At 72.6% G+C, this 25161-nt stretch carries 21 protein-coding genes and 1 riboswitch; of the genes, 7 read left to right on the top strand and 14 right to left on the bottom strand.

Annotation, left to right across the window (positions count from 1 at the left end; all coding sequences use genetic code 11):
- Window positions 1-100: 100 nt before the first annotated feature.
- Window positions 101-1081: a DNA polymerase III subunit delta gene (gene holA, locus A3CE_RS0139770; protein WP_020645679.1), complete on the bottom strand. Its 981-nt coding sequence runs from the start codon at window positions 1079-1081 to the stop codon at window positions 101-103.
- A 146-nt stretch (window positions 1082-1227) separates the two neighbouring features.
- Window positions 1228-1361, top strand: a riboswitch (SAM riboswitch).
- Between the two features lie 12 nt (window positions 1362-1373).
- On the opposite strand from holA, the gene thrC reads away from it, so the two are divergent.
- Window positions 1374-2639 (top strand): threonine synthase, encoded by a 1266-nt coding sequence (gene thrC, locus A3CE_RS0139765; RefSeq protein WP_020645678.1) that lies wholly within the window; start codon window positions 1374-1376, stop codon window positions 2637-2639.
- A 21-nt stretch (window positions 2640-2660) separates the two neighbouring features.
- Here thrC and A3CE_RS0139760 read toward each other — a convergent pair whose 3' ends face one another.
- The 7 genes from A3CE_RS0139760 to nadD all read right to left on the bottom strand — a co-directional run bounded on the left by A3CE_RS0139760 (window position 2661) and on the right by nadD (window position 9322).
- The gene (locus tag A3CE_RS0139760; RefSeq protein ID WP_020645677.1) at window positions 2661-5036 is read right to left on the bottom strand and encodes a ComEC/Rec2 family competence protein; all 2376 of its coding nucleotides are present in this window, start codon (window positions 5034-5036) and stop codon (window positions 2661-2663) included.
- Window positions 5033-5743, bottom strand: coding sequence for a ComEA family DNA-binding protein (locus A3CE_RS0139755; protein WP_020645676.1), 711 nt, complete (start codon window positions 5741-5743; stop codon window positions 5033-5035). The genes A3CE_RS0139760 and A3CE_RS0139755 overlap by 4 nt, the downstream gene beginning before the upstream one ends.
- Window positions 5744-6092: 349 nt before the next feature.
- Window positions 6093-6950 carry a DegV family protein gene (locus A3CE_RS0139750; protein ID WP_020645675.1) on the bottom strand — a complete coding sequence of 286 codons (858 nt, stop codon included), beginning with the start codon at window positions 6948-6950 and terminating at the stop codon, window positions 6093-6095.
- 4 nt (window positions 6951-6954) lie between these two features.
- Window positions 6955-7683: a diglucosylglycerate octanoyltransferase gene (gene octT / locus A3CE_RS0139745; RefSeq protein ID WP_020645674.1), complete on the bottom strand. Its 729-nt coding sequence runs from the start codon at window positions 7681-7683 to the stop codon at window positions 6955-6957.
- A gap of 3 nt (window positions 7684-7686) precedes the next feature.
- The gene (locus A3CE_RS0139740; RefSeq protein ID WP_020645673.1) at window positions 7687-8301 is read right to left on the bottom strand and encodes a histidine phosphatase family protein; all 615 of its coding nucleotides are present in this window, start codon (window positions 8299-8301) and stop codon (window positions 7687-7689) included.
- Entirely contained in the window at window positions 8298-8693 is a 396-nt protein-coding gene (gene rsfS / locus A3CE_RS0139735; protein WP_003067112.1) for a ribosome silencing factor, read from the bottom strand. The genes A3CE_RS0139740 and rsfS overlap by 4 nt, the downstream gene beginning before the upstream one ends.
- A gap of 59 nt (window positions 8694-8752) precedes the next feature.
- Window positions 8753-9322, bottom strand: coding sequence for a nicotinate-nucleotide adenylyltransferase (nadD, locus tag A3CE_RS0139730; protein ID WP_020645672.1), 570 nt, complete (start codon window positions 9320-9322; stop codon window positions 8753-8755).
- A 189-nt stretch (window positions 9323-9511) separates the two neighbouring features.
- Here nadD and A3CE_RS0139725 point away from each other — a divergent pair, with 189 nt between their 5' ends.
- The 4 genes from A3CE_RS0139725 to A3CE_RS0139710 all read left to right on the top strand — a co-directional run bounded on the left by A3CE_RS0139725 (window position 9512) and on the right by A3CE_RS0139710 (window position 15214).
- Complete coding sequence (locus A3CE_RS0139725; protein ID WP_020645671.1) at window positions 9512-11623, top strand: RecQ family ATP-dependent DNA helicase; 2112 nt, start codon at window positions 9512-9514, stop codon at window positions 11621-11623.
- Between the two features lie 213 nt (window positions 11624-11836).
- Window positions 11837-13123 (top strand): MFS transporter, encoded by a 1287-nt coding sequence (locus A3CE_RS0139720; RefSeq protein WP_026469311.1) that lies wholly within the window; start codon window positions 11837-11839, stop codon window positions 13121-13123.
- A gap of 70 nt (window positions 13124-13193) precedes the next feature.
- Window positions 13194-14915, top strand: a complete 1722-nt coding sequence (gene argS / locus A3CE_RS0139715; RefSeq protein WP_020645669.1) for an arginine--tRNA ligase — start codon at window positions 13194-13196, stop codon at window positions 14913-14915.
- 14 nt (window positions 14916-14929) lie between these two features.
- Window positions 14930-15214 (top strand): putative quinol monooxygenase, encoded by a 285-nt coding sequence (locus tag A3CE_RS0139710; RefSeq protein ID WP_020645668.1) that lies wholly within the window; start codon window positions 14930-14932, stop codon window positions 15212-15214.
- Here the strand turns inward: A3CE_RS0139710 and A3CE_RS0139705 are convergent.
- Entirely contained in the window at window positions 15184-15783 is a 600-nt protein-coding gene (locus A3CE_RS0139705) for a TetR/AcrR family transcriptional regulator (RefSeq protein ID WP_020645667.1), read from the bottom strand. The two genes, A3CE_RS0139710 and A3CE_RS0139705, sit on opposite strands and share 31 nt — an antisense overlap.
- Before the next feature lie 60 nt (window positions 15784-15843).
- Between A3CE_RS0139705 and A3CE_RS0139700 the strand changes: the two genes are divergently transcribed.
- A complete protein-coding gene (locus tag A3CE_RS0139700; RefSeq protein WP_020645666.1) occupies window positions 15844-16557 on the top strand; it encodes an SDR family oxidoreductase in 714 nt (237 codons plus the stop codon).
- A 191-nt stretch (window positions 16558-16748) separates the two neighbouring features.
- Here A3CE_RS0139700 and proB read toward each other — a convergent pair whose 3' ends face one another.
- The 5 genes from proB to A3CE_RS0139675 form a co-directional block, all read right to left on the bottom strand.
- The gene (proB, locus tag A3CE_RS0139695; RefSeq protein ID WP_020645665.1) at window positions 16749-17858 is read right to left on the bottom strand and encodes a glutamate 5-kinase; all 1110 of its coding nucleotides are present in this window, start codon (window positions 17856-17858) and stop codon (window positions 16749-16751) included.
- On the bottom strand, window positions 17855-19312 hold the full coding sequence (obgE, locus tag A3CE_RS0139690; RefSeq protein WP_020645664.1) for a GTPase ObgE: 1458 nt from the start codon (window positions 19310-19312) through the stop codon (window positions 17855-17857). The genes proB and obgE overlap by 4 nt, the downstream gene beginning before the upstream one ends.
- Before the next feature lie 155 nt (window positions 19313-19467).
- Window positions 19468-19728, bottom strand: a complete 261-nt coding sequence (gene rpmA / locus A3CE_RS0139685) for a 50S ribosomal protein L27 (protein ID WP_020645663.1) — start codon at window positions 19726-19728, stop codon at window positions 19468-19470.
- A gap of 42 nt (window positions 19729-19770) precedes the next feature.
- Window positions 19771-20085, bottom strand: a complete 315-nt coding sequence (gene rplU, locus A3CE_RS0139680; RefSeq protein ID WP_003067132.1) for a 50S ribosomal protein L21 — start codon at window positions 20083-20085, stop codon at window positions 19771-19773.
- A gap of 165 nt (window positions 20086-20250) precedes the next feature.
- Window positions 20251-23190, bottom strand: a complete 2940-nt coding sequence (locus A3CE_RS0139675; protein ID WP_020645661.1) for a translation initiation factor IF-2 N-terminal domain-containing protein — start codon at window positions 23188-23190, stop codon at window positions 20251-20253.
- A gap of 539 nt (window positions 23191-23729) precedes the next feature.
- Here A3CE_RS0139675 and A3CE_RS0139670 point away from each other — a divergent pair.
- Window positions 23730-25157: a S8 family peptidase gene (locus A3CE_RS0139670; RefSeq protein ID WP_020645660.1), complete on the top strand. Its 1428-nt coding sequence runs from the start codon at window positions 23730-23732 to the stop codon at window positions 25155-25157.
- The last annotated feature ends 4 nt before the right edge of the window (window positions 25158-25161 follow it).

Raw genomic sequence — 25161 nt, 5'->3', positions numbered from 1 at the left:
TGGCCGGCAGGCTCTCGGGTCAGCCGTTGCGCGGAGTCGATGCTCCTTCGCTACCGCCTGCCTCTACGAGTGATCAGCCGGTCCGGCTTGCCCGCGTCGGTCAGCGGTCGCCTTTTGCCGCGGCCACCTCGAGGACCGCGCGCTCCAGCGCGTAGCCCGGGTCCGCCGCCACGCCCTTGACCTCGGCGTTCAGCCGCGCGACCACGCGCATCGCCGTGGCCAGGCCGTCGGGGTTCCAGCCGCGGGACTGCCCCTGCGCCTTGCGGATCTTCCAGGGCGGCATGCCCAGCTCGCCCGCCATCTGGTTGGGGTTGCCCCGGCCCGCGCCGGAGACTCGCGCGATGGTGCGGACCGCGTCGGCCAGCGCGTCGGCGACCAGGACGTGCGGGACGCCGAGCTGCATCGCCCACCGCAGCGACTCCAGCGCCGCCGCGCGGTCACCGCTCACCGCCTTCTCCGCCACCGCGAAGCCGGTGACGTCGGCGCGGCCGCGGTGGTAGCGGCGGACCGCCTCCGCGTCGACGGACCCGCCGGTGTCCGCGACCAGCTGCGTCGCCGCCGACGACAGTTCCCGCAGGTCGGAGCCCACGGCGTCGATCAGCGCGGCCACCCCGGCCGGGTCGATCTTGCCGTGCACCCGGCGCACCTCGTGGCGCACGAACTGCTCGCGCTCGGCCGGCTTGGTCAGCTTCGGGCACTCCGTGACCTCGGCGCCGGCCTTCTTCAGCACCGCCGGGAGCGTCTTGCCCGCCTTGCTGCGGCCGCCGCCGGTGTGCACGACCACGAGCACGACCCCGTCCGCCGGGTCCTTCAGGTAGGCCGCGACGGCGTCCGCCAGCTCCTGCGAGATGTCCTGCGCCGACTCGAGGACGATCACCCGGCCTTCGCTGAACAGCGACGGGCTGACCAGTTCGGCGAGCTCAGGGGCTGTGAGATCGGACACCCGGACGCGGGTCAGCTCCGCCGTCGCGTCCCTTGCCCGGGCGGCGGCGAGCGTCTCACGGACGGCCCGCTCGATCAGCAGTTCTTCCTCACCCAGGACCAGCTGCAGCGGGGCCGGGGCGGTGGCTTGCGCGGTCACCCGTGAATCCTCTCACTCGCTCCCCCATGCGCCCGCTCCGGTGATGTCGAGCGGGCACCGTGGCACAGCGCGAGCGCCATGTCGTACGGTGTAGCCGAGGCAGCCGCCCCGGGTTTTCCGGTGGGCGCGCACCGACAACTGAATACCGCTCATCCAGAGGGGCAGAGGGAACGGCCCGACGAAGCCCCGGCAACCGGCGTACAGCCTGTCATCCCGCGATCGCGGGGTAGCTGACGACCACGGTGCCAATTCCGGCCCGCTTCGGCGGGGCAGATGAGGAAGGAACCTCGCGATGACCGCAACCCTCGGCACGACCTCCGCCACGAAGACCCCGGATCTCGGTCCCGCCGTCGAACTGGTGTCGAAGGAAGAGGGCCACCGGCAGCCCCTCGCCCCCGAATTCGTCTCCGCCGAGGACTTCTCGCCGCTCGAGGTCGCCTACGACTTCGGCCGCGTCCGCCGCGAAGACATCGAGGCCGGCCCCAAGAACATCTGGCGCTACAAGAAACTCCTCCCGGTTCCGTCCAACGTCGAAGAGATCCCGAACACCGAGCCCGGCGCGACCCGGCTGGTCCGTGCCGACCGCCTCGCCAAGGAACTCGGCCTCAAGCGCGTGTGGGTCAAGGACGACACCGGAAACCCGACGCACTCCTTCAAGGACCGCGTCGTCGCCGTCGCGCTCGCCGCGGCCCGCGAGTTCGGGTTCGAGGTGCTCGCCTGTCCCTCGACCGGCAACCTGGCCAACGCGACGGCCGCCGCCGCGGCACGCGCCGGCTGGCGGTCGGTCGTGCTGATCCCGAAGACCCTCGAGCGCGCCAAGATCCTCACCACCGCGGTGTACGACGGCGACCTCCTCGCCATCGACGGCAACTACGACGACGTCAACCGCCTGGCCACCGAACTCGCCGGCGAGCACCCGACGTGGGCGTTCGTCAACGTGAACGTCCGGCCGTACTACTCGGAAGGCTCCAAGACGCTGGCCTTCGAGGTCGCCGAGCAGCTCGGCTGGCGCATCCCGCCGCAGATCGTCGTGCCGATCGCCTCCGGTTCGCAGCTGACCAAGGTGGACAAGGGTTTCCGCGAGCTGGGTCAGCTCGGTCTCGTGGACGCCAGCCCCTACAAGGTGTTCGGCGCGCAGGCCACCGGCTGCTCGCCGGTGTCGGCGGCGTTCCGCGCCGGCCAGGACGTGGTCCAGCCGGTGAAGCCGGACACCATCGCCCGCTCGCTGGCGATCGGCAACCCGGCCGACGGCCCGTACGTCCTCGACATCGTCAACCGCACCGGCGGCGCGATCGAGGACGTCAGCGACGAAGAGGTCGTCGAAGGCATCCGGCTGCTGGCCCGCACGGAAGGCATCTTCACCGAGACGGCCGGCGGTGTCACCGTCGCCACGGCGAAGAAGCTCGTCGAGACCGGCAAGCTGGACCCGGACGCCGAGACCGTGCTGCTCATCACCGGCGACGGCCTCAAGACCCTCGACGCGATCGAGAACCACGTGGGCCCCAAGGCGGTCCTGCCGCCGTCGGCCGCGGCCGTGAACAAGGCACTAGGTTACTGACGTCCCGCGGCTCGCCCCCGCTCAACGCCGGGGCGGGCCGCGTGGCTCGCCCCGGCGCACGATCGCGGGGCCGGCGACGACAGCGGTGTCCCCGTCCACGTCCGTGCGCGTCACGCGCGCGCCGAGCGCGGTGAGGCTGTCCATTGTGGACTTGCTCGGGTGCCCGTAGCTGTTGCCCGCGCCCACGCTGACCAACGCCACCCGCGGCGCCACCGCCGCGAGGAACGAAGGCAGTGAGTAGCGGCTGCCGTGGTGCGGCACCTTCAACACCTCCGCCTTCAGATCTCCGACGTCGGCCAGCAGGTCCGCCTGCGCCGCCAGTTCGACGTCACCGGTCAGGAGTGCCCGCCCGGCCGGGGTTTCCGCGCGCAGCACCACCGAACTGTTGTTGATCGTGGTCCCGTCCTGCAGTCCGGCGGAGCGAGCCGGCACGTACCGCGGGCCGAGCACGTCCAGCGCGAGCCCCGGCCACTCCAGCCGTTCCCCCGGGTTCAGCTCGACCAGCGGCACCGCCTGCCGGGCGGCCTCCGCGGCGACCTGCCGCCACGCCCACTCCGGCGCGCGTCCCGGCCCGACGGCGATCCCGCCGACCGCCCGGCCGTCGAAGACCGACGCGAGCCCGCCGATGTGATCGGCGTGCAGGTGGCTCAGCACCAGCAGCGGGATCCGGTCGACGGCCAGCCGGTGCAGGCACTCGTCGACCGGCCCCGGCTCCGGTCCGGCATCGACGACGACGGCCCGTCCCGGCTCGGCGGTCGCCAGCACGACCGCGTCACCTTGGCCGACGTCGCACTCGACCATCGCCCAGTTCCGCGGTGGCCACGCCGGCGCGAGCACTCGCACCGGGACGAACACCAGCAGCGCGCCGACGACCAGCAGGGCCATGAGCAACCGCAGGCGCCGGTACCGGGCGGCGAGCACCAGTACCGCGATGACCGCGGCGGCGAGGAGCCCGCCCGCCCAGCCACCGGGCCAGGCGACGACCGCGCCCGGGGCCCGCGCACCGTGCCGGGCCACCGTGATCAGCCACCGGGCCTCCGGGTCGGCCAGGCGCACCAGGACCTTCCCGGCGCCCGGCCACCACGGGCCGGTGACCGTCGCCAGCACGCCGAGCACCGTCGCCGGAGTCACGACCGGCGCCGCCAGGACGTTGGTCAGCACGGAGACCAGGCTCACCGAGCCCGCCATGCCCGCGAGCACCGGCGCTGTCACCACGAAGGCCGCCAGCGGGATCGCCAGCCCGTCCGCGAACCCCGGCGGGACGCCGCGCCGGACGAGCGCCCCGGCCCAGCGGGGCGCGAGCAGGACCAGCCCGGCGGTGGCGAACACCGACAACGCGAACCCGAAGTCCGTGGCCATCGCCGGATCCGCCACCACCAGCACGGCCACCGCGAACGCCAGCGCGGGCAGCGCCGAGCCCCGCCGGCCCAGCGCCAGGGCCAGCAACGCCACCGCCGCCATGACTCCCGCCCGCAGCACGCTCGGCTCCGGGCCGACCAGGACGAGGAACCCGGCCAGGCACGCCCCGGCCGCCACCGCGGACAGTCGCGGCCCGAGCCGCAGCAAGCGCAACAGGAGCAGTACGGCGCCACAGGCAGCGGCGAGGTTGCCGCCGCTGACCGCGGTGAGGTGGGCCAGGCCCGCGGTGACGAACTCCTCTTCGACACGCGGCGACAACGCGCTCGTGTCGCCCAGGACCAGCCCGGGGAGCAGGCCCGCCGGTTCCTCCGGGAGGGACGACCGGCACAGGTCGTGGAGACCGGCGCGCAGCGTGGCCGCCGCCCGCTGCCACCACGGCGCCGGGCCGGGCTCCCCCGGCGGGCCGCGCACGGACAGCACCGCGACCGTCAGGTCCGAGCCGCGCGGCGGCATCAGCACGCCGGTCACCCCGACCTCTTGCCCGGGGAGAAGCGCCGCCCACTGCGCGACCGGCGCCAGCAGCAGCACACGTCCGGTCGACGAGACGGGCCGGCCGTCGACCGACGCCGTGCGCACGTCGGCCGCCAGCACCACCGACCGCGCACCGGCCTGCCGGTCGGCGTACCCGGCGCTGCGCACGGGCTTCGGGCGTCCGGCGACGACCACCCGCAGCGCCGCGGGCAGCCCTTGGGGCGCGGCGGCGCGAAGTTCGTCACGCTGCGCGTCGCGGATCCGCCAGGCGACCGGCCCCGCGGCGACGAGGCCCAGCACCAGCAGGGCCGCCGCCGCGCCGAGGACCCGGGGACGCCCGCGCGCCCGCCAGAGCACCAGCCCGGCGACCACCGCCGAAGCCAGCCCGGCGGCGACCGCCGTCCACCAGCCGAGGAGCAGGCCGGCCAGCGCGGCGAGCCAGCACACCAGCGCCGCCGGGACCAGCCGCATGTCCTGCCGGGTGTCGGTCGTGGGAAGGGTGCTCATCCGACGGTCACCTGCTCTCTCAATTTCTCGAACTTGTTTTCGCCGATGCCGTCGACGTCCCGCAGCTGCTCGACCTTCGTGAAGCCGCCGTGCTCGGTGCGCCACTGGACGATCCGCTTGGCCATCACCTCGCCGACGCCGGGCAGCGTGTCCAGCTGGTCCGCGGACGCCGCGTTGAGGTCGACCTTGCCGCCCGCCGGCGCACCGGAAACCGCGGCGGGAGCGGGGATCCCGACCGCGAGCTGCTCCCCGTCGGTCACCTTGCGGGCGAGGTTCAGCGCGGCGAGATCCGCGCCGGGATCGGCGCCGCCCGCCGCACGCAGCACGTCCGCGACCCGGGCGCCCTGGGGCACGGTGATCAGGCCCGGTGACCGGACGCGGCCGACCACGCTGACGACGAGGCCGGTCTGGGGTGCCGCCCGCGCCTCCCCCGCCGGTTTCGCGCTGGGCAACGCGGGCACCGGCTCGGCCGCCGGACGGCCGCCGGCGAGCGCGACCGCACCAAGGACGATCACCACGACGGCCGCGAGGACGCCGGCAAACGCCCACCGGCGGCGGCCGGCACCGGCCGGTCCGCCCGGCAACCAGCGCCGGACCAACCGGCCGCCGGGCCCGACCGTGCTCGCGTCGGGCGAGAGCTGGTCGGCCAGCCAGGCGAGCCGGTCGTTGACGGGAGGGCCCGGATCCCGGGCGGGCTGCTCGAACACACGATCGACGTTAGGGCGCGCGGGGAGGCGTCCGACAGGGGTGCCGCCGCGTCCTGTGGACAACCGGGGTGTTGTGGACGGATTCCCCCGGGACGGCCCGGGACCGGCCGTTTCCGTCGTACCCGGGTGGCATGCTGGAGGGTTCGGCGCGCCACCCGGCGCCGGCTGGTGTCGCGCGTCCGAGGTTCGTTGACAGCGTGGCGGCGAGGCGAACATCTTGAATGACTCATTCAGGACTTCCGAGGTCCTGAATGAGTCATTCAAGACCTCGGGGCCGGGCTGTCGAGCCTCGCGCCTGGGCGAGCGCCCTGCCTCCCAGCGGTCCGAGCGACGCGCGACCCGGCGCCGGCTAGCTCCGGGACGGGACCGCGCGCTGGACGACCACGCCGAGCACCCCGGGACCGGTGTGCGCCCCGATCACCGCGCCCAGCTCGGAGACGACGCAACCGGCCGAACGCGGCACGGCTTCTTCGAGCCGGTTCGCGAGTTCGACCGCCCGCTCGGGCGAGGCGAGGTGGTGGACGGCGAGCTCGACGTCGTCGTCCTGTGCGGCCTCCGCGGCCAGTTCGACCAGCCGCGCCATCGCCCGGTTCATGGTGCGGACCTTTTCCAGCGGGACGATCCGGCCGTCGCACATGTGCAGCACCGGTTTCACGGCCAGCGCCGTGCCGAGCAGCGCCGCCGCCGGGCCGATCCGGCCGCCGCGGCGCAGGTGGTCCAGGGTTTCCACGACGAACAACGTCGACGAGCAGCCGGCCGCCGCCATCGCCGCGGCCTCGACCTCGGCCGGGTCCTTCCCGGCGGCCGCGGCGCCGGCGGCGTGCAAAGCGGCGAAGCCGAGGCCCATCGCGGTGGTCCGCGAGTCGACCACGCGGACCCGGTCCGGTCCCACTTCCTGCGCCGCGAGCACCGCCGCTTCCCACGTGCCCGACAGTTCGCGCGAGAGGTGCACCGACACGATCGCGTCCGCGCCGTCGGCGAACGCCGCCTGGAACTCCTTGACGAACTCGGTGGGCGTCGGCCGCGACGTCGTGACGATCTTGCGCTGCTTCATCGCCTCGGCGACCGCCGCCGGACCGGTCTCGACGCCGTCGAGGGACACCACGCCGTCGACCAGGACGTGCAGCGGCACCACCCGGACCGCGTGCCGTTCGGCGAACCCCTCCGGCAGGTGGGCGGTGGAATCCGTGACTACGGCGACCGACACGCCGTCAGCCTACGTGGCCGGGCGCCCGCACCGGCGCCATCAACACGGACATCGCCTCGCCCACCGCGGCGTGCCCCGGCCAGCCCCAGTGCATGCCGTCCGGGTTGCCCGCGCCGCTCAGCACGTGCTCGCCGACGACGGCTTCGAGGTCCAGCAAAGGAACTCCCGCCCGCGCGCCCCACGCCGCCATCGCGGCCGCCGCGGCCGGGCGCGCGGTGTGCACGCCGCCGTAGGCCGCCGCGCGGTGCACGGACGGCAGCATGCCGAAGATCGGCAGCTCGGGCCGGAGGACGCGCAACGCGCCCACGGCCGTGTCGAGGTACTGCACGGTGAGCTTGGCCGGCAGCACCGCGGGACGGCCGCGGAAGGCGACCGACAGCCGCGGCTGCGCGGCCAGGTAGGCCTTGCGCACCACCCGACGCACCGGGTCGGGCCGCAGGTAGCGCAGCCCGGTGCGCAGGTAGGTCGGCAACGGCGAAGGCAGCGTGTCCATGCTGCCGACCGCGAACACGACCGCGTCGACGTGGTGGAGGTCGGCCCAGACGCGCGGATCGCCGGTCAGCGACCACCAGGCGTCGCGCGCGGTCCAGCCGATCCCGGCGACCAGGTCGGCGGTGCCGCCGAGCGCGGCGGCCGCGATGTTGGGCCACAGCCGCGGCTCGTCCGCGGCGCAGGGTCCCTCGGGACCGTGAAAGCTCAGCGAATCGCCGAACACCAGCAGGCGAGGCCCCATCGGCTAGCCGTGCATCCCCGCGTTGTAGGCCTGCAGCCGCCACTTGCCGTCGCGGCGGCCCAGCTCGACCCAGTGGCAGTTCGCGATCCCGCCCAGCGACGGCCAGATCTCCACCGGCAAGGTCAGCAGCCGTGCGGTGAGAGCGACGATCAGCCCGCCGTGCGCGGCGAGCAACACCGTCTCACCCGCTTCGGAGTTGGCCTGCAGCAGGTCGGTGACCACCTCGCCGGCCCGGTCGGCGACGTCGACGCGGCTTTCCCCGCCCGGCGGCGCCCAGGTCGCGTCGGTGCGCCAGCGGTCGCGTTCACCGGGGTAGGCCTGGTCGACCTCCTCGCCGGTGCGCCCCTGCCAGTCGCCCAGGTGCGTCTCGCGCAGCCGCTTGTCGATCCGCAGCGGGACGCCGATGGCGTCGGTGAGCACGGTGGCGGTGTCGGTGGCGCGGCGCAGGTCGGAGGCGATGACCAGGTCCGGGGAGAAACGGGCCAGCGCGGGCACCGCGAACCGGGCCTGGTTCCAACCCCGCGGGGTCAGGGCCGAGTCGAGGTGACCCTGCATCCGCCCGGCGGCGTTGTAGTCCGTCTCGCCGTGCCGCCAGAGCACCAGCCGCCGCGGGCTCACGGAACGTCCGGGTCCTCGTCGGCGGGTGGCTCCTCGAGTCCGGCCACCTCGATGCGCGGGCAGTCCTTCCACAGCCGCTCGAGGCCGTAGAACGTGCGCTCCTCGACGTGCTGGACGTGCACGACTACGTCGACGTAGTCGAGCAGCACCCAGCGCCCTTCGCGGGCGCCTTCGCGGCGGACCGGCTTGTGGCCGCTCTCCCGCAGCTTCTCCTCGACGTTGTCGACGATGGCGCCGACCAGGCGCTCGTTGGAGGCGGAGGCGATGACGAAGGCGTCGGTGATGACAAGCTGCTCGGACACGTCCAGCACGACGACGTCGCTGGCCTTCTTGTCCGCCGCCGCGTGGGCGGCCGCTACGGCCAGCTCTCGTGCCTCGGACGTGGCTGCCACAGTGCTCCTTCACAGATCGGGTTCGCCCGAGAAGGGTACCCGCCGGGACCGGAGGCGCTTCAGTCGCTCTTCCGGTACAGGTCGTTCTTGACGATGTAGCGGACGACGCCGTCGGGCACGAGGTACCAGACCGGCTCCCCGCGCTCGACCCGGTCGCGGCAGCCGGTGGACGAAATCGACATCGCCGTGACCTCGACCAGGCTCACCCTGCCGCTGGGCAGGTGGTGCGAATTGAGCCGGTAGCCGGGGCGCGTGACGCCGATGAAGTGCGCGAGGTCGAACAGCTCGTCGGCCTTGTGCCAGGTCAGGATCTGCTCCAGCGCGTCGGCGCCGGTGATGAAGAAGAGCTCGTCCTCGGGGTGCTCGGCGTGCAGGTCGCGCAGGGTGTCGACGGTGTAGGTCTGGCCGCCGCGGTCGATGTCGACGCGGCTGACCGAGAACACCGGGTTCGACGCGGTCGCGATCACCGTCATCAGGTAACGGTGCTCGGCCTTGGTCACCTGGCGGCTGGTCTTCTGCCACGGCTGCCCGGTCGGGACGAAGATCACTTCGTCGAGCCCGAACCGGGACTGGACCTCGCTGGCCGCGACGAGGTGGCCGTGGTGCACGGGGTCGAACGTGCCGCCCATGACCCCGATCCGCCGTGGTGACATGACCGGAGAGCCTATACAGCGGGGCCGCGGGACGCCGGGGGCCGTCGAACACCCGCGGCCAGACTTGTGATTCAGGTCACATTACCACCCGTATTCGTCGCGAACGGTCCGTTCGTGACGCCGCCGATTCCCGGTCTGTCGGTGCCATGGGGTAGACGTGGGGACGTGGACACGACCAGCACCACCTCAGCCCTCCGCGACCGCGCCGAGACCCTCCTCCGGGCATTGGCCGGCGATTCGGCGAAGCTGCGCGAAGACCAGTGGACGGCCATCGAAGCCCTGGTCGCGCAGCGGCGTCGCGCGCTGGTCGTGCAACGCACCGGGTGGGGCAAGTCGGCGGTGTACTTCCTGGCCACGGCGTTGCTGCGGGAACAGGGCAGCGGGCCGACGGTCATCGTCTCGCCGCTGCTCGCCCTGATGCGCAACCAGATCTCGGCGGCGGCCCGGGCCGGGATCCACGCGGCGACCATGAACTCCGCGAACCCGCAGGAGTGGGACCACGTGCAGGCGGCGGTCGCGGCCGGCGAGGTGGACGTCCTGCTGGTCAGCCCCGAACGGCTGAACAACCCGGACTTCCGCGACAACGTCCTGCCGAAGCTGACCGCGAGCACCGGGCTGCTGGTGGTCGACGAGGCGCACTGCATTTCCGACTGGGGCCACGACTTCCGGCCGGACTACCGGCGGCTGCGCACCCTGCTGGGTGATCTTCCGGACGGCGTCCCGGTGCTGGCGACCACCGCGACCGCGAACGACCGCGTGGTCACCGACGTCGCCGAGCAGCTGGGCCTCGGCACCGGCGCGGACACCCTGGTGCTGCGCGGCAGCCTCGACCGGGAAAGCCTGCGGCTGGCGGTGTGCCGGCTGCCGACGTCGCAGGCGCGGCTGGCCTGGCTCGCGGACCACCTGGCCGAGCTGCCCGGTTCCGGGATCATCTACACCCTGACCGTCGCGGCGGCGCACGACGTCGCGTCCCTGCTGAAGGACCGCGGCTACCCGGTGGCGGCCTACACCGGGAAGACCGACCCGGCCGACCGGCAGGCGGCCGAGGACGACCTGCTCGGCAACCGGGTCAAGGCCCTGGTGGCGACGTCCGCGCTGGGCATGGGGTTCGACAAGCCGGACCTCGGGTTCGTCGTGCACCTCGGCGCGCCGTCGTCGCCGATCGCGTACTACCAGCAGGTCGGCCGCGCCGGGCGCGGCGTGGAGCGTGCCGAGGTCGTGCTGCTGCCCGGTGAGGAGGACAAGGCGATCTGGGCGTACTTCGGGTCGCTGGCCTTCCCCGACGAGCTGCGGGTGACCCAGGTGCTGAACACGCTCGCGTACGCCGACCGTCCACTCTCGACGGCCGCGCTCGAGCCGTCGGTCGAGCTTTCGCGGTCCCGCTTGGAAATGGTGCTCAAGGTGCTGGACGTCGACGGCGCGGTCCGGCGCGTGAAGGGCGGCTGGGAGAGCACGGGCGGGGACTGGCAGTACGACCGCGGGCGCTACCAGCGGGTCGCGGAGGCACGTGACCGCGAGCAGGAGGCGATGCTCGGGTACCTCGCGACCGGCGGCTGCCGGATGGAGTACCTGCGGCATCAGCTCGACGACCCCGAGGCGGTGCCGTGCGGGCGCTGCGACAACTGCACGGGCCGGCACTGGGACACGTCGGTGGCCGACGAGGTCGTCGACGCGACGCGGGAACGCCTGCAGCGGCCGGGCGTCGAGGTCACGCCGCGGAAGCAGTGGCCGACCGGGATGTCCTCTTTGGACGTTCCGGTGTCCGGCCGGATCTCCGCCGACGACCAGGCCGAGCCGGGCCAGGTGCTGGGGCGGCTCACCGATGTCGGCTGGGGCAACCGGCTGCGGGAGCTCGTCGGTCCGCAGGCGGCGGACGCGGAGGTGCCCGACTCGGTGTTCAAGGCGTGCGTCCAGGTGCTCGCCGGCTGGCAGTGGGCGCAACGGCCGGTGGCGGTCGTCGCCGTGCCGTCGTCGACGAGGCCGCAACTGGTGTACAGCCTGGCGACGCGGCTGGCCGAGGTCGGCAGGCTGGACTTCCTCGGCGCACTCGACGCGGAGGGCCCGCCCCCACGCCAGGCGAACAGCGCACAACGGCTGGCCGACCTGTGGCGGCGGCTGAGCATGCCGGCCGACCTCGCGGCGTCCTTGCCCGCCGGTCCGATCCTGCTGGTCGACGACGTCATCGACACGGGCTGGACGATGACGCTCGCCACGCGTCTGCTGCGACGGGCCGGGGCGCCCGCGGTGCTGCCGTTCGCGTTGGCCAGCACGGCCTGACTTCGGCCGGCCGGGCGCCGGTTCGCGGCCTTGCGGCGTGCTTGCGGACGGATCTCGCGTGATCGAAGACGGATCTCGCGTGATCGGGCGCGGATCTCACCTGCCCGGAGGGCGGTTCGGCGGTGAACGACGTCGGCGAGTGGTGGGGATCTTTCGCACCGCGAACGAATGTGGCAAAGTCCCGTTCCACCTTCGGGTGACGTGGAGGCCGCCATGACCGAGTCCACCGTCCGGGCGTCGCAGCGCCACCGGCTGCCGGTGCGCAAGCTGTTCGCGGCGAGCGCGGGCAACGCGCTGGAGTGGTTCGACTGGACGATCTACGCGACGTTCAGCATCTACTTCGCCGGTGCGTTCTTCCCCTCCGGGAACGACACGCTCGCTCTGATCAACACGTTCGCCGCCTACGCGCTGGCGTTCTTCTTCCGGCCGCTCGGCGGTGTCCTGCTCGGGCGCTTCGCCGACACCCGCGGCCGGAAGCCCGCCATGATCCTCACCATCCTGCTCATGGCGGGCGGGTCGGTGGCGATCGGCCTGTTGCCGACGTTCGCGCAGGTCGGCTGGCTCGCGCCGATCCTGCTGCTGCTCGCCCGCATCGCGCAGGGGCTGTCGCTCGGCGGCGAGGTGTCGAACGCGTCGGCGTACCTGGGCGAAATCGCGCCGCCGGAGCGTCGCGGGCGGTACTCGGCCTTCTTCTACATCTCGACCGGCTCGGCGGTGCTCGTCGCGACGGTGCTCGGCTTCGTGCTGGCCCGGACGCTGGACAAGGCGCAGCTCTCGTCGTGGGGCTGGCGGCTGCCGTTCCTGCTGGGCGGCGTCTTCGGCCTGATCGGGTTGTGGCTGCGCCGCAGCCTCGCCGAAACCGAACTGTTCGAGCAGACGAAGACCAAGGCGCGGAAGATCGAACGGCCGCTGCTGACGACGCTGACCCACCACCCGAGGGCCGTCGGCAGGCTCGTCGGCTTCACGATGCTGTCGACCCTTTGCTACTACACGTTCTTCAGCGCGCTCACCTCCTTCGCGGTGAAGAACCGGCATGCCGGCGCCGACGCCGTCTTCCTCGCGCTTTCGGTCGCCACCGCGTTGTTCATCGCGTTGCAGTACCCGCTCGGGGCGTTGTCGGACCGGGTCGGGCGGAAGCCGCAGCTGCTGGTCTGGTCCGGGGCGACCGCGGTCGTCGTCGTCCCGCTGTCCACTTTGATCGGTCCCGGCGTCGGCGGCCTGCTCGTGGTGTTCTGCGTCGGGCTCGGGCTGTACACCGCGATGACGTCGATCGCGCCGGCCATCATGAGCGAACTGTTCCCCACCGAACTGCGCGGCCTGGGCATCGGAGCCTGGTACAACCTGACCGTCGCGATCTTCGGCGGCACCGCCCCGCTGCTCATCACGCTGTTCGGCAGCGTGTCGCCGACGCTCTACTTCTGGTACGTCGCCGCCGGCGCCGCGATCGCGTTCGCGGTGATCCTCACGCTGCCGGAGACCAAGGGCACCGAGCTGCGGTAAACCCTTCGTCCTCGGCCGGTCACGCTCGCTACGCTGCGACTTTGCGTGACCGAGCCGAAGGAGGGACACCGTGCAGACCGCCGACGTTACCGAGGAGCTGGCGCGCCGCGTGGTGGCCGCCGCCGGCCGGGCGCTGGACGTCGAACTGACGCCGGAGCAGGCGCTGATCCAGGCGTCGCCGCGCGAAGGCGTCGACTACCAGGGCAACCTCGCGATGAGCCTGGGCAAGCGGCTCGGCCGTCCGCCGCGCGAGGTCGCCGAGCTGATCGCCGCGGCGCTGGAGCTCGACGGGATCGCCGATCCGCCCGAAATCGCCGGGCCGGGCTTCCTGAACTTCGTGCTGCGCCGGGAATGGCTCGAAGCGCGCACCGGCGCGCTGCTCGGCGATCCGCGTCTCGGCGTGCCGGAAACCACGGCGCCGCGGCGGGTCGCGCTCGACTACAGCAGCCCGAACGTGGCGAAGGAGATGCACGTCGGGCACCTTCGCTCGTCGGTGATCGGTGACGCGCTCGCCCGCCTGCTGCGGTTCGCCGGCCACGAAGTGCTGCCGCACAACCACCTCGGCGACTGGGGCACGCCGTTCGGGATGCTCATCGAGCACCTTCTCGACGTCCCCGCGGGGCAACGCGCGATCGCCGACCTCGACGCCTTCTACCGCGAAGCACGCCGGAAGTTCGACAGCGACGAAGCGTTCGCGACGCGGGCGCGCACCCGCGTCGTCAAGCTGCAGAGCGGCGACGAAGACACACTCGCCGTGTGGCAGGAACTCGTCGACGAGTCGACCCGGCACTTCAACGAGGTCTACGCGCTGCTCGGGATTTCCTTGACGGACAAGGACATCTACGGCGAAAGCTTCTACAACCCGTACCTCGCTTCGGTCGTCGAGGACCTGGAAACGGCCGGTCTCACCGAAGTCAGCGACGGCGCGGTCTGCGTGTTCCCCGAAGGGTTCCGCAACCGCGAAGGCGCCCGGCTGCCCCTGATCGTCCGCAAACGCGACGGCGGCTACGGATACGCCGCCACGGACCTCGCGACGGTCCGGTACTGGACAGCCGAGCGCGGCGCGACCGACCTGCTCTACGTCGTCGGAACGCCGCAGGCGCAGCACTTCGCGATGCTGTTCGCGATCTGCCGCGAGGCGGGCTGGCTGACCGGGCACGCCGAGCACATCGGGTTCGGGACGGTGCTCGGCGCGGACGGCAAGACCATGCGGACCCGCGCCGGCAAGACGATCAAGCTGGCCGACCTGCTCACCGAAGCCGTGACGCAGGCCGCGGCGGTCGTCGCCGAACGCAGTGAGCTCGACGCGGCGGCGCAGGCTGAAGTCGCCCGCGCGGTGGGCATCGGCGCGGTCAAGTACGCGGACCTGTCCGGCGACCGCGAACGCGACTACGTCTTCGCGTGGGACCGGATGCTGGCCAAGGAGGGCAACACCTCGGTGTACCTCCAGTACGCGCACGCGCGCACGCGGTCGATCCTCCGGAAGGCGGGCGGCCTGCCCGACGACACCAGCGTACGGCTGGAAGCCCCAGAGGAACGGGCGCTGGCCCTGAAGCTCCTCAGGTTCGGCGAAGCACTGAAGGCGGCGACGAGTGGTTACGCGCCACACAAGCTCTGTACGTACCTCTACGAGACGGCGGTCGCGTTTTCCCGGTTCTTCGAGGAGTGCCCCATCCTGAAGGCATCTTCACCGGAGTTGCGGGCGTCCAGGTTGCGGCTGACTACGCTCACCTCGCAGACGCTCGCGCTCGGGCTCTCCCTGCTCGGCATCGAAGCGCCCGAACGGCTCTGACCGGAGGAACACGCATGATCATCGTGGCCGGCTGGCTCGCCGTGGCACCCGAGGCACGGGACGCCTACCTCGAAGGCTGCGCCGAAGCCGTGCGGCTGGCGCGGGAAGCACCCGGTTGCCTCGAGTACGCGCTGGGTGCCGACCTGCTCGACCCCGGCCGGGTCACGGTGTACGAGCGCTGGGAGTCCGACGAGGACCTCGAGCGCTTCCGCGGTTCCGGGCCGTCGGACGAGCAGGCGGCGCAGCTCCTCGGCGCCTCGGTGGCGCGCTACCGGATTTCGGCGGTCGAGGCGCCGTGACCCGCTAGCAGCGTCACCAGCTCGCCGGCCAGGCCACGGCCGACCGGTTCGCGCGTCGCGAGGAGCCGGTACCAAAGCGTGCCGAACACGACGTCGATCACCGTGCCGGGGCCGACGCCGGCCGGGAGTTCGCCGCGCTCGCGGGCGCGGTCGACGATCTGGCCGAGGGCGTCCCGGCGGCGGAAGAGGAAGTCTTCGCGGAACCGCTTGCCGAACTCCGGGTCGATCTGGGCCTGCGCCATCAGCGCCCGCAGCGTGTCCGCGACCGGCGATTTCTCGCCCAGCTCGAAGGTGCGCCCCAGGAAGCCGGCCAGGTCGGCGCGGAACGAGCCCTCATCGGGAATCGGGATCTGCAGGTCCGCCTTCGTCGCCAGGGCGTCGAGCAGGACGTCGGCCTTCGACGGCCACCAGCGGTAGATCGTCTGCTTGCCGACGCCCGAGCGCGCCGCGATGCCTTCGATGGTCAGCGCGCCGTAGCCCGCCTCCGCCACCAGTTCGAGTGTGGCGGCGAGGATCGCCAGCCGGCTCTGTTCGCTGCGCTTGCGGCCGGGGCGGGACTGGTCGGTCATGGGATCCGATGGTAGCGTCAATTTCGAAACGAGACGTACCGGTTCGAAATGAGGACAAGCATGAGCATCGCTCTCGTCGCCGGCGGCACTTCGGGCATCGGCCTGGCGACCGCGCGGCGGCTGCACCGCCAGGGGTACGACGTCCACGTCACCGGACGCGGCAAGGAACGCCTCCACGACGTCGCGGCGAGCGACCCACAGCTGACCGGGCACCAGGCCGACGGCGGCGACGCCGAGGCGATGGCCGCGCTGGCCGGGTCGCTCGGGACGGTCGACGTCCTGGTGGTGAGCCTGTCGGGCACCGAAGGCATGGGGCCGATCGATTCGCTGGACCTCGCGATGCTGCGGCGGGCGTTCGACGCGAAGTTCTGGGCGCACCTGACCACCATCCAGGCCGTGCTGCCACACCTGGCCGCGAACGGCTCGATCACGCTGCTCAGCGCGATCACCGCCCGGGCGGCAATGGCGGGCACGGCCGGGATCGGCGCACTCAACGCGGCGGTCGAAGCCCTGGTCAAGCCGCTGGCGGTCGAACTGGCGCCGCGGCGGGTCAACGCCGTTTCGCCGGGCGTGGTCGACACGGCCTGGTGGAGCGGGTTCCCGGAGGAGATGCGGGCAGGGTTCTTCGCGCAGACGGCGGCTTCGATCCCGGCCCGCCGCGTCGCGACGGCCGACGACGTGGCGGAGGTGGTGACACTCGCGGCGACGAACGCCAACCTCACGGGAACGGTCCTCGAAGCCGACGGCGGCGCCCGCCTGGTCTCCCTGGGCTGAACCCGGCCCTTTCAGCGGGACCCGAGGGGGATCACGGGTGCCCGAGGAGGCATCACCCGTGACGGGAAAGGCATCAGCCGTGATTGGGCAGGCATCACTCGTGATTGGAGGGTCATCACACGTGATTGAAGGGTCGACACGGCGATGCCCGGCCGGTCACGGGTGATGGCTGCCTGGCGGTCGCGGGTGGGTCAGCGGCGGAGGGGGACCAGGTCGTCTGCGTGGACCACCTCGCGGCGCTGCTCTTCCGGCAGTTCGGGGGTCGAGTGGCCGATCAGCTCCGGGAGTTCCGTCGCGTCGAAGGCCACCACCCCGCGGGCCACCGGGCGGTCCTTCGCGTCCACCAGGTCCACCACGTCGCCCGCCTGGAAGTCGCCCTCCACGCCCGTGATGCCGGCCGCCAGCAGGGACCTCCGGCGGCGGACCACCGCCGTCACCGCGCCGTCGTCGAGGCGGAGCCTGCCCGTCGTGTCCGCCGCGTAGCCCAGCCAGAAGCGGCGGGCCGACAGGCGGGTGTCCGCCGGGGCGAACGCTGTTCCCGGGGAAGCGGAAGTCAACGCCGCCGAGGCTTCCGAAGCTGCCGCCAAAAGCACGGGGATGCCCGCGCCGGCCGCCGTGCGGGCCGCCGCCAGCTTCGACACCATGCCGCCCGTGCCCAGGCCCGAGCTGGACATGCCGACCGAGATATCGTCCACATCGGACTCGGACAGGACCTCGGTCAGCTTGCGGGTGGCGCCGTTCCGCGGGTCGCCGTCGTACAGTCCGTCCACATCGGACAGCAGCAGCAGCGCGTCGGCACCGATCAGGTGGGCCACCAGCGCCGCCAGGCGGTCGTTGTCGCCGAAGCGGATTTCTTCGGTGGCCACCGTGTCGTTTTCGTTCACGACCGGGACCGCGCCCAGCGCCAGCAGCCGCGAGAACGTCCGCTGCGCGTTCCGGTAGTGCGAACGGCGGACGACGTCGTCGGACGTGAGCAGCACCTGGCCGACGGTCAGCGAGTACCGCCCGAACGACTCGGCGTACGCGTGCGCCAGCGCCAGCTGCCCGACGCTCGCCGCCGCCTGTTGCGTGGCGAGGTCACGCGGCCGCTTGCCCAGCGAGAGCGGGGCCAGGCCGGCCCCGATCGCGCCCGACGACACCAGCACGATCTGGGTCTCCCGGGCGACGCGCTCGGCGATCGCGTCGACCAGCGCGTCCAGCCGGGCGACGTCGAGCCCGCTGCCCGCGGTGGTCAGCGCCGACGAGCCGACTTTGACCACCAGCCGCCGCGCGGCCGCGATGGCTTCGCGCGTGCCGCTCACTCCTCGACGTCCAGGGCGTCCTCGAACTCGTCCGAGCCCGCCCGCCGGACCCGGCGGGCTTCCTTGCGCTCGGTCGCGCCGATCCGGTCGCTGCGCTCCAGCCGGACATCGGTGCCACGCCCGGACAGATGCATCGCGACGGTCGGTGTCGACGGCTCCCAGTCGAACTGGACGTCACCGATCGTGACCGGGCTGCCGGGCCTCGCACCCAGCTTCGCCAGCTTCTCCTCGACGCCGAGGCGCTCGAGCCGGTCGGCGAGGTAGCCGACGGCCTCGTCGTTGCCGAAGTCGGTCTGGCGGATCCAGCGCTCCGGCCGCGCGCCGCGCACGATGAAGGAGCCCTCTTCTTCGGGGTCGACCTCGACGGTGAACCCGGAGTCGTCGACGGCGAGAGGCCGCAGCACGATCTTCTCCGGCTCCAGCACCGGCTGCGCCTCGCGGTACTTCTCGACGACCGCCGCGAGCGCGAAGGTCAGCTCCCGCAGGCCCTTGCGGGACGCGGTCGAAACCTCGAACACCTGCAGGCCGCGGGCTTCCAGCTCCGGCCGGACGAACTCGGCGAGCTCGGCCGCCTCCGGGACGTCGATCTTGTTGAGGACGACCACCCGCGGCCGCTCCTCGAGCTTCCCGCCGAGGCTGGGCGTGTACTTCGCGAGCTCGGCTTCCAGAGCGTCCACATCGGACAGGGGATCGCGGCCGGGGTCGAGCGTCGCGCAGTCGACGACGTGCACCAGCACCGCGCAGCGCTCGATGTGGCGGAGGAAGTCGAGGCCGAGCCCCTTGCCCTCGGACGCGCCGGGGATCAGGCCGGGCACGTCGGCCATCGTGAACACCGTGTCGCCGCCGGTGATGACGCCGAGGTTCGGCACCAGCGTGGTGAACGGGTAGTCGGCGATCTTCGGCTTGGCCGCGGACAGCACCGAGATCAGCGACGACTTGCCGGCGGACGGGAAGCCGAGCAGTCCGACGTCGGCGACCGAGCGCAGCTCCAGCGTCAGGTTCCGGGTCTCGCCCGGCTCCCCCAGCAGCGCGAACCCGGGCGCCTTGCGGGCCTTCGACGACAGCGAGGCGTTGCCGAGACCGCCGCGGCCGCCCTGGGCGGCGACGAACGTGGTGCCCGGGCCGATCAGGTCGGCGACCAGCTCGCCGTCCTCGGTGAACACGACGGTGCCGGACGGCACCTTCATGATCAGCGTCTCCCCCGCCGCGCCGGCGCGGTTGCCGCCCTGGCCCATCTTGCCGCTGCCGGCCTTGGCGTGCGGGCGGAAGTGGAAGTCGAGCAGGGTGTGCACGTTCGGGTCGACGACCAGCAGGACGTCGCCGCCGTTGCCGCCGTTGCCGCCGTCCGGGCCGCCGAGGGGCTTGAACTTCTCGCGGTGCACCGAGGCGCAGCCGTTGCCCCCGTCACCGGCGGTCAGGTGGATGACCGCGCGGTCCACGAACCGGGACGCCATAACAAGCCTCTTTCATGCAAAAACGGTGCGGACCACGCTGGGTCTGCCAGCGGCCGCACCGTGGGGGTCCGGGGGCTCGGGCCCCCGGGTCAACACATGGAACGGGCGACGTGGTCCGCGTATTCCGCGGACACACGTCGCCCCAAGATCGCCCGTTACGCCTCGGCCGGCACGACGATGTTGACCGTCTTGCGGCCACGCTTCTCGCCGAACTGGACCGCACCGGCGGCCAGGGCGAACAGCGTGTCGTCGCCGCCACGACCGACGTTCACGCCGGGGTGGAACTTGGTGCCGCGCTGGCGGATCAGGATCTCGCCCGCGTTGACTTCCTGGCCGCCGTAGCGCTTGACGCCGAGGCGCTGCGCGTTCGAGTCACGACCGTTGCGGGAGCTGGACGCACCCTTCTTGTGAGCCATAGCTCAGTCCTCTTTCTGAAGAACGAAGATCCGGAGAAGCCCTTACAGGGAGATGGCGGTGACCTCGACGCGGGTCAGCTTCTGCCGGTGACCCTGGCGCTTGTGGTAGCCGGTCTTGTTCTTGAACTTGTGGATCCGGATCTTCGGGCCCTTGGTCTGCTCGACGACCTTGCCGGTGACCGAGACCTTCGCCAGCGCGTCGGCGTCCGTGGTGACATCGCCACCGTCGACGTACAAAACGGCGGGGAGGATGTGCTCGGTGCCCGGCTCGCCTTCGAGCTTCTCGACCTCGACGACGTCGCCGACGGCCACCTTGTACTGCTTGCCGCCGGTCTTGACGATCGCGTACGCCGACACGGAAGTCTCCTGCATTACTCGACAATGGGTGGGGGGCTTGCGCAACCGGCCCGCCTGAAGAGAAGGCGGTCCTGGACTCACGCAGGCGACCTGCTCTGGTGGCAGGCCGTACTACAGGTTACGTGGGGTCCCCCGGTGCGTTACCACCGGGGTCCCCCTAGTTGTTCACTGACGCTGGTCCGAGGCGTGCACCGGCGGGCCGGCCGGCCGCGACGCCGCCCGGCGCGGACGGCGCCGGGTGGAGCGCACGGCCGGTTCGGGCACGCTGACCTCGGGTTCGTCGGCGACCGGCTGGGCCGGCGCCGAAGACTCGTTGACGGGCTCCTCCGCCGGCTCGGGCGCCGACGACGCCTCGACCTCGGGCTCTGCTTCCTGCGGCACCGGCGTCTCGTCCGCTTCGGTGGTCACCGGGGTGCCGGCGACCTCCTGGGCGGGTTCCGCGGGCGGTTCGGCCGCCACCGGCGCCTCGTCCGCCTCCGTGGTCACCGGGACGTCCGCGACCTCCCTGGCCGGCTCCGGGACGTGCCCGTTGCCGTTCAGGGCGCCGTGGTCGTGCTCCTTGGCGACCTTCGAGGCGTTCGCCATCGCCGCCACCGCGGACGCGATCGACTCGCGCTTTTCGGGCGGCGGGACCGCGTGCACCTCGGCCTTGGCGGTGGCCTCGGCCTCCACCTTGGCGGCTTCGTCGCCCTTGCCGCGGCCGCGGGACCGGCGGGAGCTCTTCTCCCCGCCACCGCTACCGCCGCTGTTCCCGCCGTTGCCGTTCCCGCCCTGGGAGGACGAGCTGCCGCCATGCGTGCGCTGCACCTCGGTCGAGACGAGCACGCCCCGGCCCTTGCAGTGCTCGCACGGCGTCGAGAACGCCTCCAGCAGGCCCGTGCCGATCTTCTTGCGGGTCATCTGGACCAGGCCGAGCGAGGTGACCTCGGCGACCTGGTGCCGCGTGCGGTCGCGGCCGAGGCACTCGGTGAGGCGGCGCAGCACCAGCTCGCGGTTGGACTCGAGCACCATGTCGATGAAGTCGATCACGATGATGCCGCCGATGTCCCGCAGCCGGAGCTGGCGGACGATCTCCTCCGCCGACTCCAGGTTGTTGCGGGTCACCGTCTCTTCGAGGTTGCCACCCGATCCGGTGAACTTGCCGGTGTTGACGTCGATCACCGTCATCGCCTCGGTGCGGTCGATGACCAGGTAACCGCCGCTCGGCAGCCAGACCTTCCGGTCGAGGGCCTTGGTGATCTGCTCGTCGATCCGGTGGTCGGCGAACGCGTTGGCGGTGCCGACGTAGCGCTTGAGCCGGTCGGTCAGCTCCGGCGCGACGTGCCGGACGTAGTCGTTGATCGTCTCCCACGACCGGTTGCCCTGGATCTCCAGCTTGGTGAAGTCCTCGGTGAACAGGTCACGCACGACCTTGACCAGCAGGTCCGGCTCTTCGTAGAGCATGGTCGGCGCGCCGCCCTTTTTGCCGGAACCGGCGGCGGCCTTGTCCTTGATGACGTCCCACTGGGCCTTCAGCCGGTCGACGTCGCGCCCCAGCTCCTCCTCGCCGATCCCCTCGGAGGCTGTGCGGATGATCACACCCGCGTCCTCCGGGACGATCCGCTTGAGGATGTCCTTGAGCCGGCGGCGCTCGTTCTCCGGCAGCTTGCGGGAGATGCCGGTGGCGCCGCCCGCGGGCACGTAGACGAGGAAGCGGCCGGGCAGCGAGATCTGCGTGGTCAGCCGGGCGCCCTTGTGCCCGACCGGGTCCTTGGTCACCTGGACCAGCACCGAGTCGCCGGTGGACAGCGCCTGCTCGATCTTGCGGGCCTTGCCCTCAAGGCCGGCGGCGTCCCAGTCGACCTCGCCGGCATACAGCACGGCGTTGCGGCCGCGGCCGATGTCGATGAACGCGGCTTCCATGCTCGGCAGCACGTTCTGGACGCGGCCGAGGTAGACGTTGCCGACGATCGAGCCGGAGCCCGACTGCGTGACGAAGTGCTCGACGAGGACGCCGTCCTCGAGCACCGCGATCTGGGTGGAGTCGCCGTGCTCCGCGACGACCATCGTGCGCTCGACCGACTCGCGCCGGGCCAGGAACTCGGCCTCGGACAGGATCGGGGCGCGGCGGCGGCCCGCCTCGCGGCCGTCACGGCGGCGCTGGCGCTTGGCTTCCAGGCGGGTCGAGCCGCGGACGCTGCGCACCTCGTCGCGCGCCGGGCGCTCACGCTCGGCCTGCTCGGCCTTGGCCTGGCGGACGTGCGTGACCGTGTTCGGCGGGTCGTCGGTGCCGGTGGCCTCGGCGTCCTCGCCGTCCGAGCCCTTGCGACGGCGGCGGCGGCGACGGCGCCTGGTGCCGCCCTCCCCTTCGCCCTCGTCGGCGTCGCTCTCGGCTTCCGCGGCGGCGTCCTCGGCCTCTTCGGTGTCCGCTTCGGGCTTTTCGTCGCCGTTGCGGCCCTTGCGGCGCGGCTGCTCCTCGACCTGGTCGTCCTCGTTCTCGGCGGTCTCGTCGCCGCCGTCGGCGCCCTTGCCCCGGCCACGGCCGCGACGGCCCCGGCGACGGCGGCGGCGGCTGCCGGCGTCCTCGTCGTCGTCGGAGTCGATGGCCGGCGTCGTGTCCTCCGCCTCCGCTTCCTCGGCCACTTCGGGCTCCGGGCGGGACGGCGGCTCCGCGAACGGGTCGACCGGCTTGCGGGACGGCTTGGCAGCCGGTGTCTCCGGCGGCAGGAACACCGGCGAAGGCGCGGCGAACACCGGCAGGTGCGCGCGGGTCTTCTGCCGCGGCCGCGGCTTCTCGGCCTCCCCCGACGACACTGACGACACCGACACCTCGGGCACCGGCGGGAGCGCGGGCTGCCGAGGCGCCTCGGCGGGGGTTTCTTCGACGTCGCCGGGCGTGAAGGCCTCGGCCACCTTGAGCGCCACTTCCCTGGTCACGCTCGACTGCGCGCTCCGGACGCTTTCGCCCAGCTCGGCCAGCTTCGCGAGGACGTCCCGGCTGTGCGATTCGAGCAGCTTGGCCAGCGCGTGCACCCGGATCCGGGCGGGCAGGTCGGCCAGCGGGCCGGTCGTGGGTGTGGCGGGATTCCCGCCGGCGTGCTCGGCGGGTGTTTCCGCGTTCGACATATGTCTCCTCCGCCCCCGGGCGCGTCTGCCGGTGCTCACCGGCAGGGACGCGGCCGCGCAGGGGCCCCTTTCTGTTCGTTCCGCCGTGGTGGTCACCAGCGGCGGGAATCCTGGCCCGACGACCGGGCGCCACGCACCGCCGATTCCGGCGGGCGCAACCCGGTCAAAGGTCTGCTCGGCGGCGTACATGAGGCACTCGCGGCCCCCGGACCGCCCGCCACGTCGTCCAGCCGCCCGGTTCACGGGCGGCGACGCGCGTCGCGGGAGTCCATGCACATCACCGGGCCACAACGCCGCAGGCAGCACCTGTCACATGCGCCCCGCGGCCCAGTGGCCTCTCCGAGTATCCCACACCGGGTGACTGCCCGGGTGTACTCGGTACCTCCGCCCACGCCGCCGGGCGCGCCGCAGGCCCCACCGGCCGGGGGAACTTGGCCGCAGCGCTTGTCCGCCGGGCACGGGGTGGCTACCGTGCGGCTCGGGGTGACCGGGATCTCGCGCGCCGGCACCCGCGGTCCCTGCATCCGGTGGGAGGTCCGGTGTCCCTGCTGGCGCGGCCCCTGCGGGCGGCCGTGTGCACCGTCCTGGCGCTTTCCGGGTGCGTCACCGCCGGTCCGGCGGTGGCCGAAGAGCCCGGCTGCGGCCACGGCCGGTCCCTGCGCTACGTCGTCACCTTCGACCGCGGCACCGACGAGGACGAGGCCCGCGCGCGGATCGCCGGGGCCTGCGGGACCACCACCGTCTACTACCCGCAGATCGCCGTCGCCATCGCCACCTCCGGCGACGCGGGCTTCGGCGGCCGGATCGGGCTCGACCAGGCGTTCAGCGCCCAGGCCGGGCGGCTGGCCGCGCAACGCGCGACGGATGCGGTCAAGCCCCAGCCCGCCCGGGCGGCGCTGCCCCGGACCGATCCCGCGAAGGTGCCGGCCACGGACCTGAGCGGGCGGCAGTGGGACATGCGGATGATCAAGGCCTTCCAGGCGCGCGGTGCCGCGGACGGCAGCCGCGACGTCGTCGTCGGCGTCCTCGACTCCGGGATCGACCCGGACCATCCGGACCTCGCCGAGGCCCTCGACGCGAGCGACTCCGCCGGCTGCCTGACCGGCGCCCCCGACCGTTCGCCATCCGCCTGGGCACCGACGACGTCGGTCCACGGCACGCACGTCGCGGGGCTCATCGCCGCGGCCGACGACGGGCGGGGCGTGACGGGTGTGGCTCCCGGGGTTCGCGTGGCGTCGGTGAAGGTGATCGACGACCGCGGCTACGCCGACCCCGAAGCCGCGGTCTGCGGGCTGATGTGGGCGGCCTCACGGCACATGCGGCTGACGAACAGCAGCTACTTCGTCAACCCGTGGACGCTGTCGTGCATCCGCGGCGACGACCGCGGGGTGGTGCACGAGGCGCTGGCGCGCGCGGTCGAGTACAGCACTTCGGCGGGCACGTTGAACGTCGCGGCCGCGACCAACGAGGCCGTCGACCTGCAGCCGTCGGCGCGGTCCGGCTCGCCCGGCGCGGGCGCCGGCTGCGAAGCCCTGCCGGCCGGGCTGCGGGACGTCGTCGCGGTGTCCGCCGTCGGCGCCGACCGGGTGAAGGCGGGCTACAGCTCGTACGGGCTCGGCGTGATCGACGTCACGGCGCCGGGCGGGGAAGCCGGCGAGTGCGTGCTCTCGACGGTGCCCGGCGGGTACGCGCCGCTGTGCGGCACGTCGATGGCCGCGCCGCACGTCACCGGGGTGCTCGCGCTGCTGGCGTCCGCCGCCCCGGACGCCCGGCCTCGGCAGCTGCGTCGGACGCTCGAAGCCCAGGCGATGCCGATGCCGTGCCCGGCCGACTACGACCTCACCGGCGACGGGACCCAGGACGCCTACTGCGCCGGGTACGAGGGGTTCAACGGCTTCTACGGGCACGGCATGGTGGACGCGCTGGCCGCCGTCGCGCCGGCCGGGCGGCCCGATCCGGCTCGCTGACCTC

The sequence above is a fragment of the Amycolatopsis balhimycina FH 1894 genome (assembly GCF_000384295.1).
In the GTDB taxonomy this organism is placed as follows: domain Bacteria; phylum Actinomycetota; class Actinomycetes; order Mycobacteriales; family Pseudonocardiaceae; genus Amycolatopsis; species Amycolatopsis balhimycina.
Note: the sequence above shows the minus strand (reverse complement) of the source record. Positions and strands in the feature narration are given on the sequence as shown.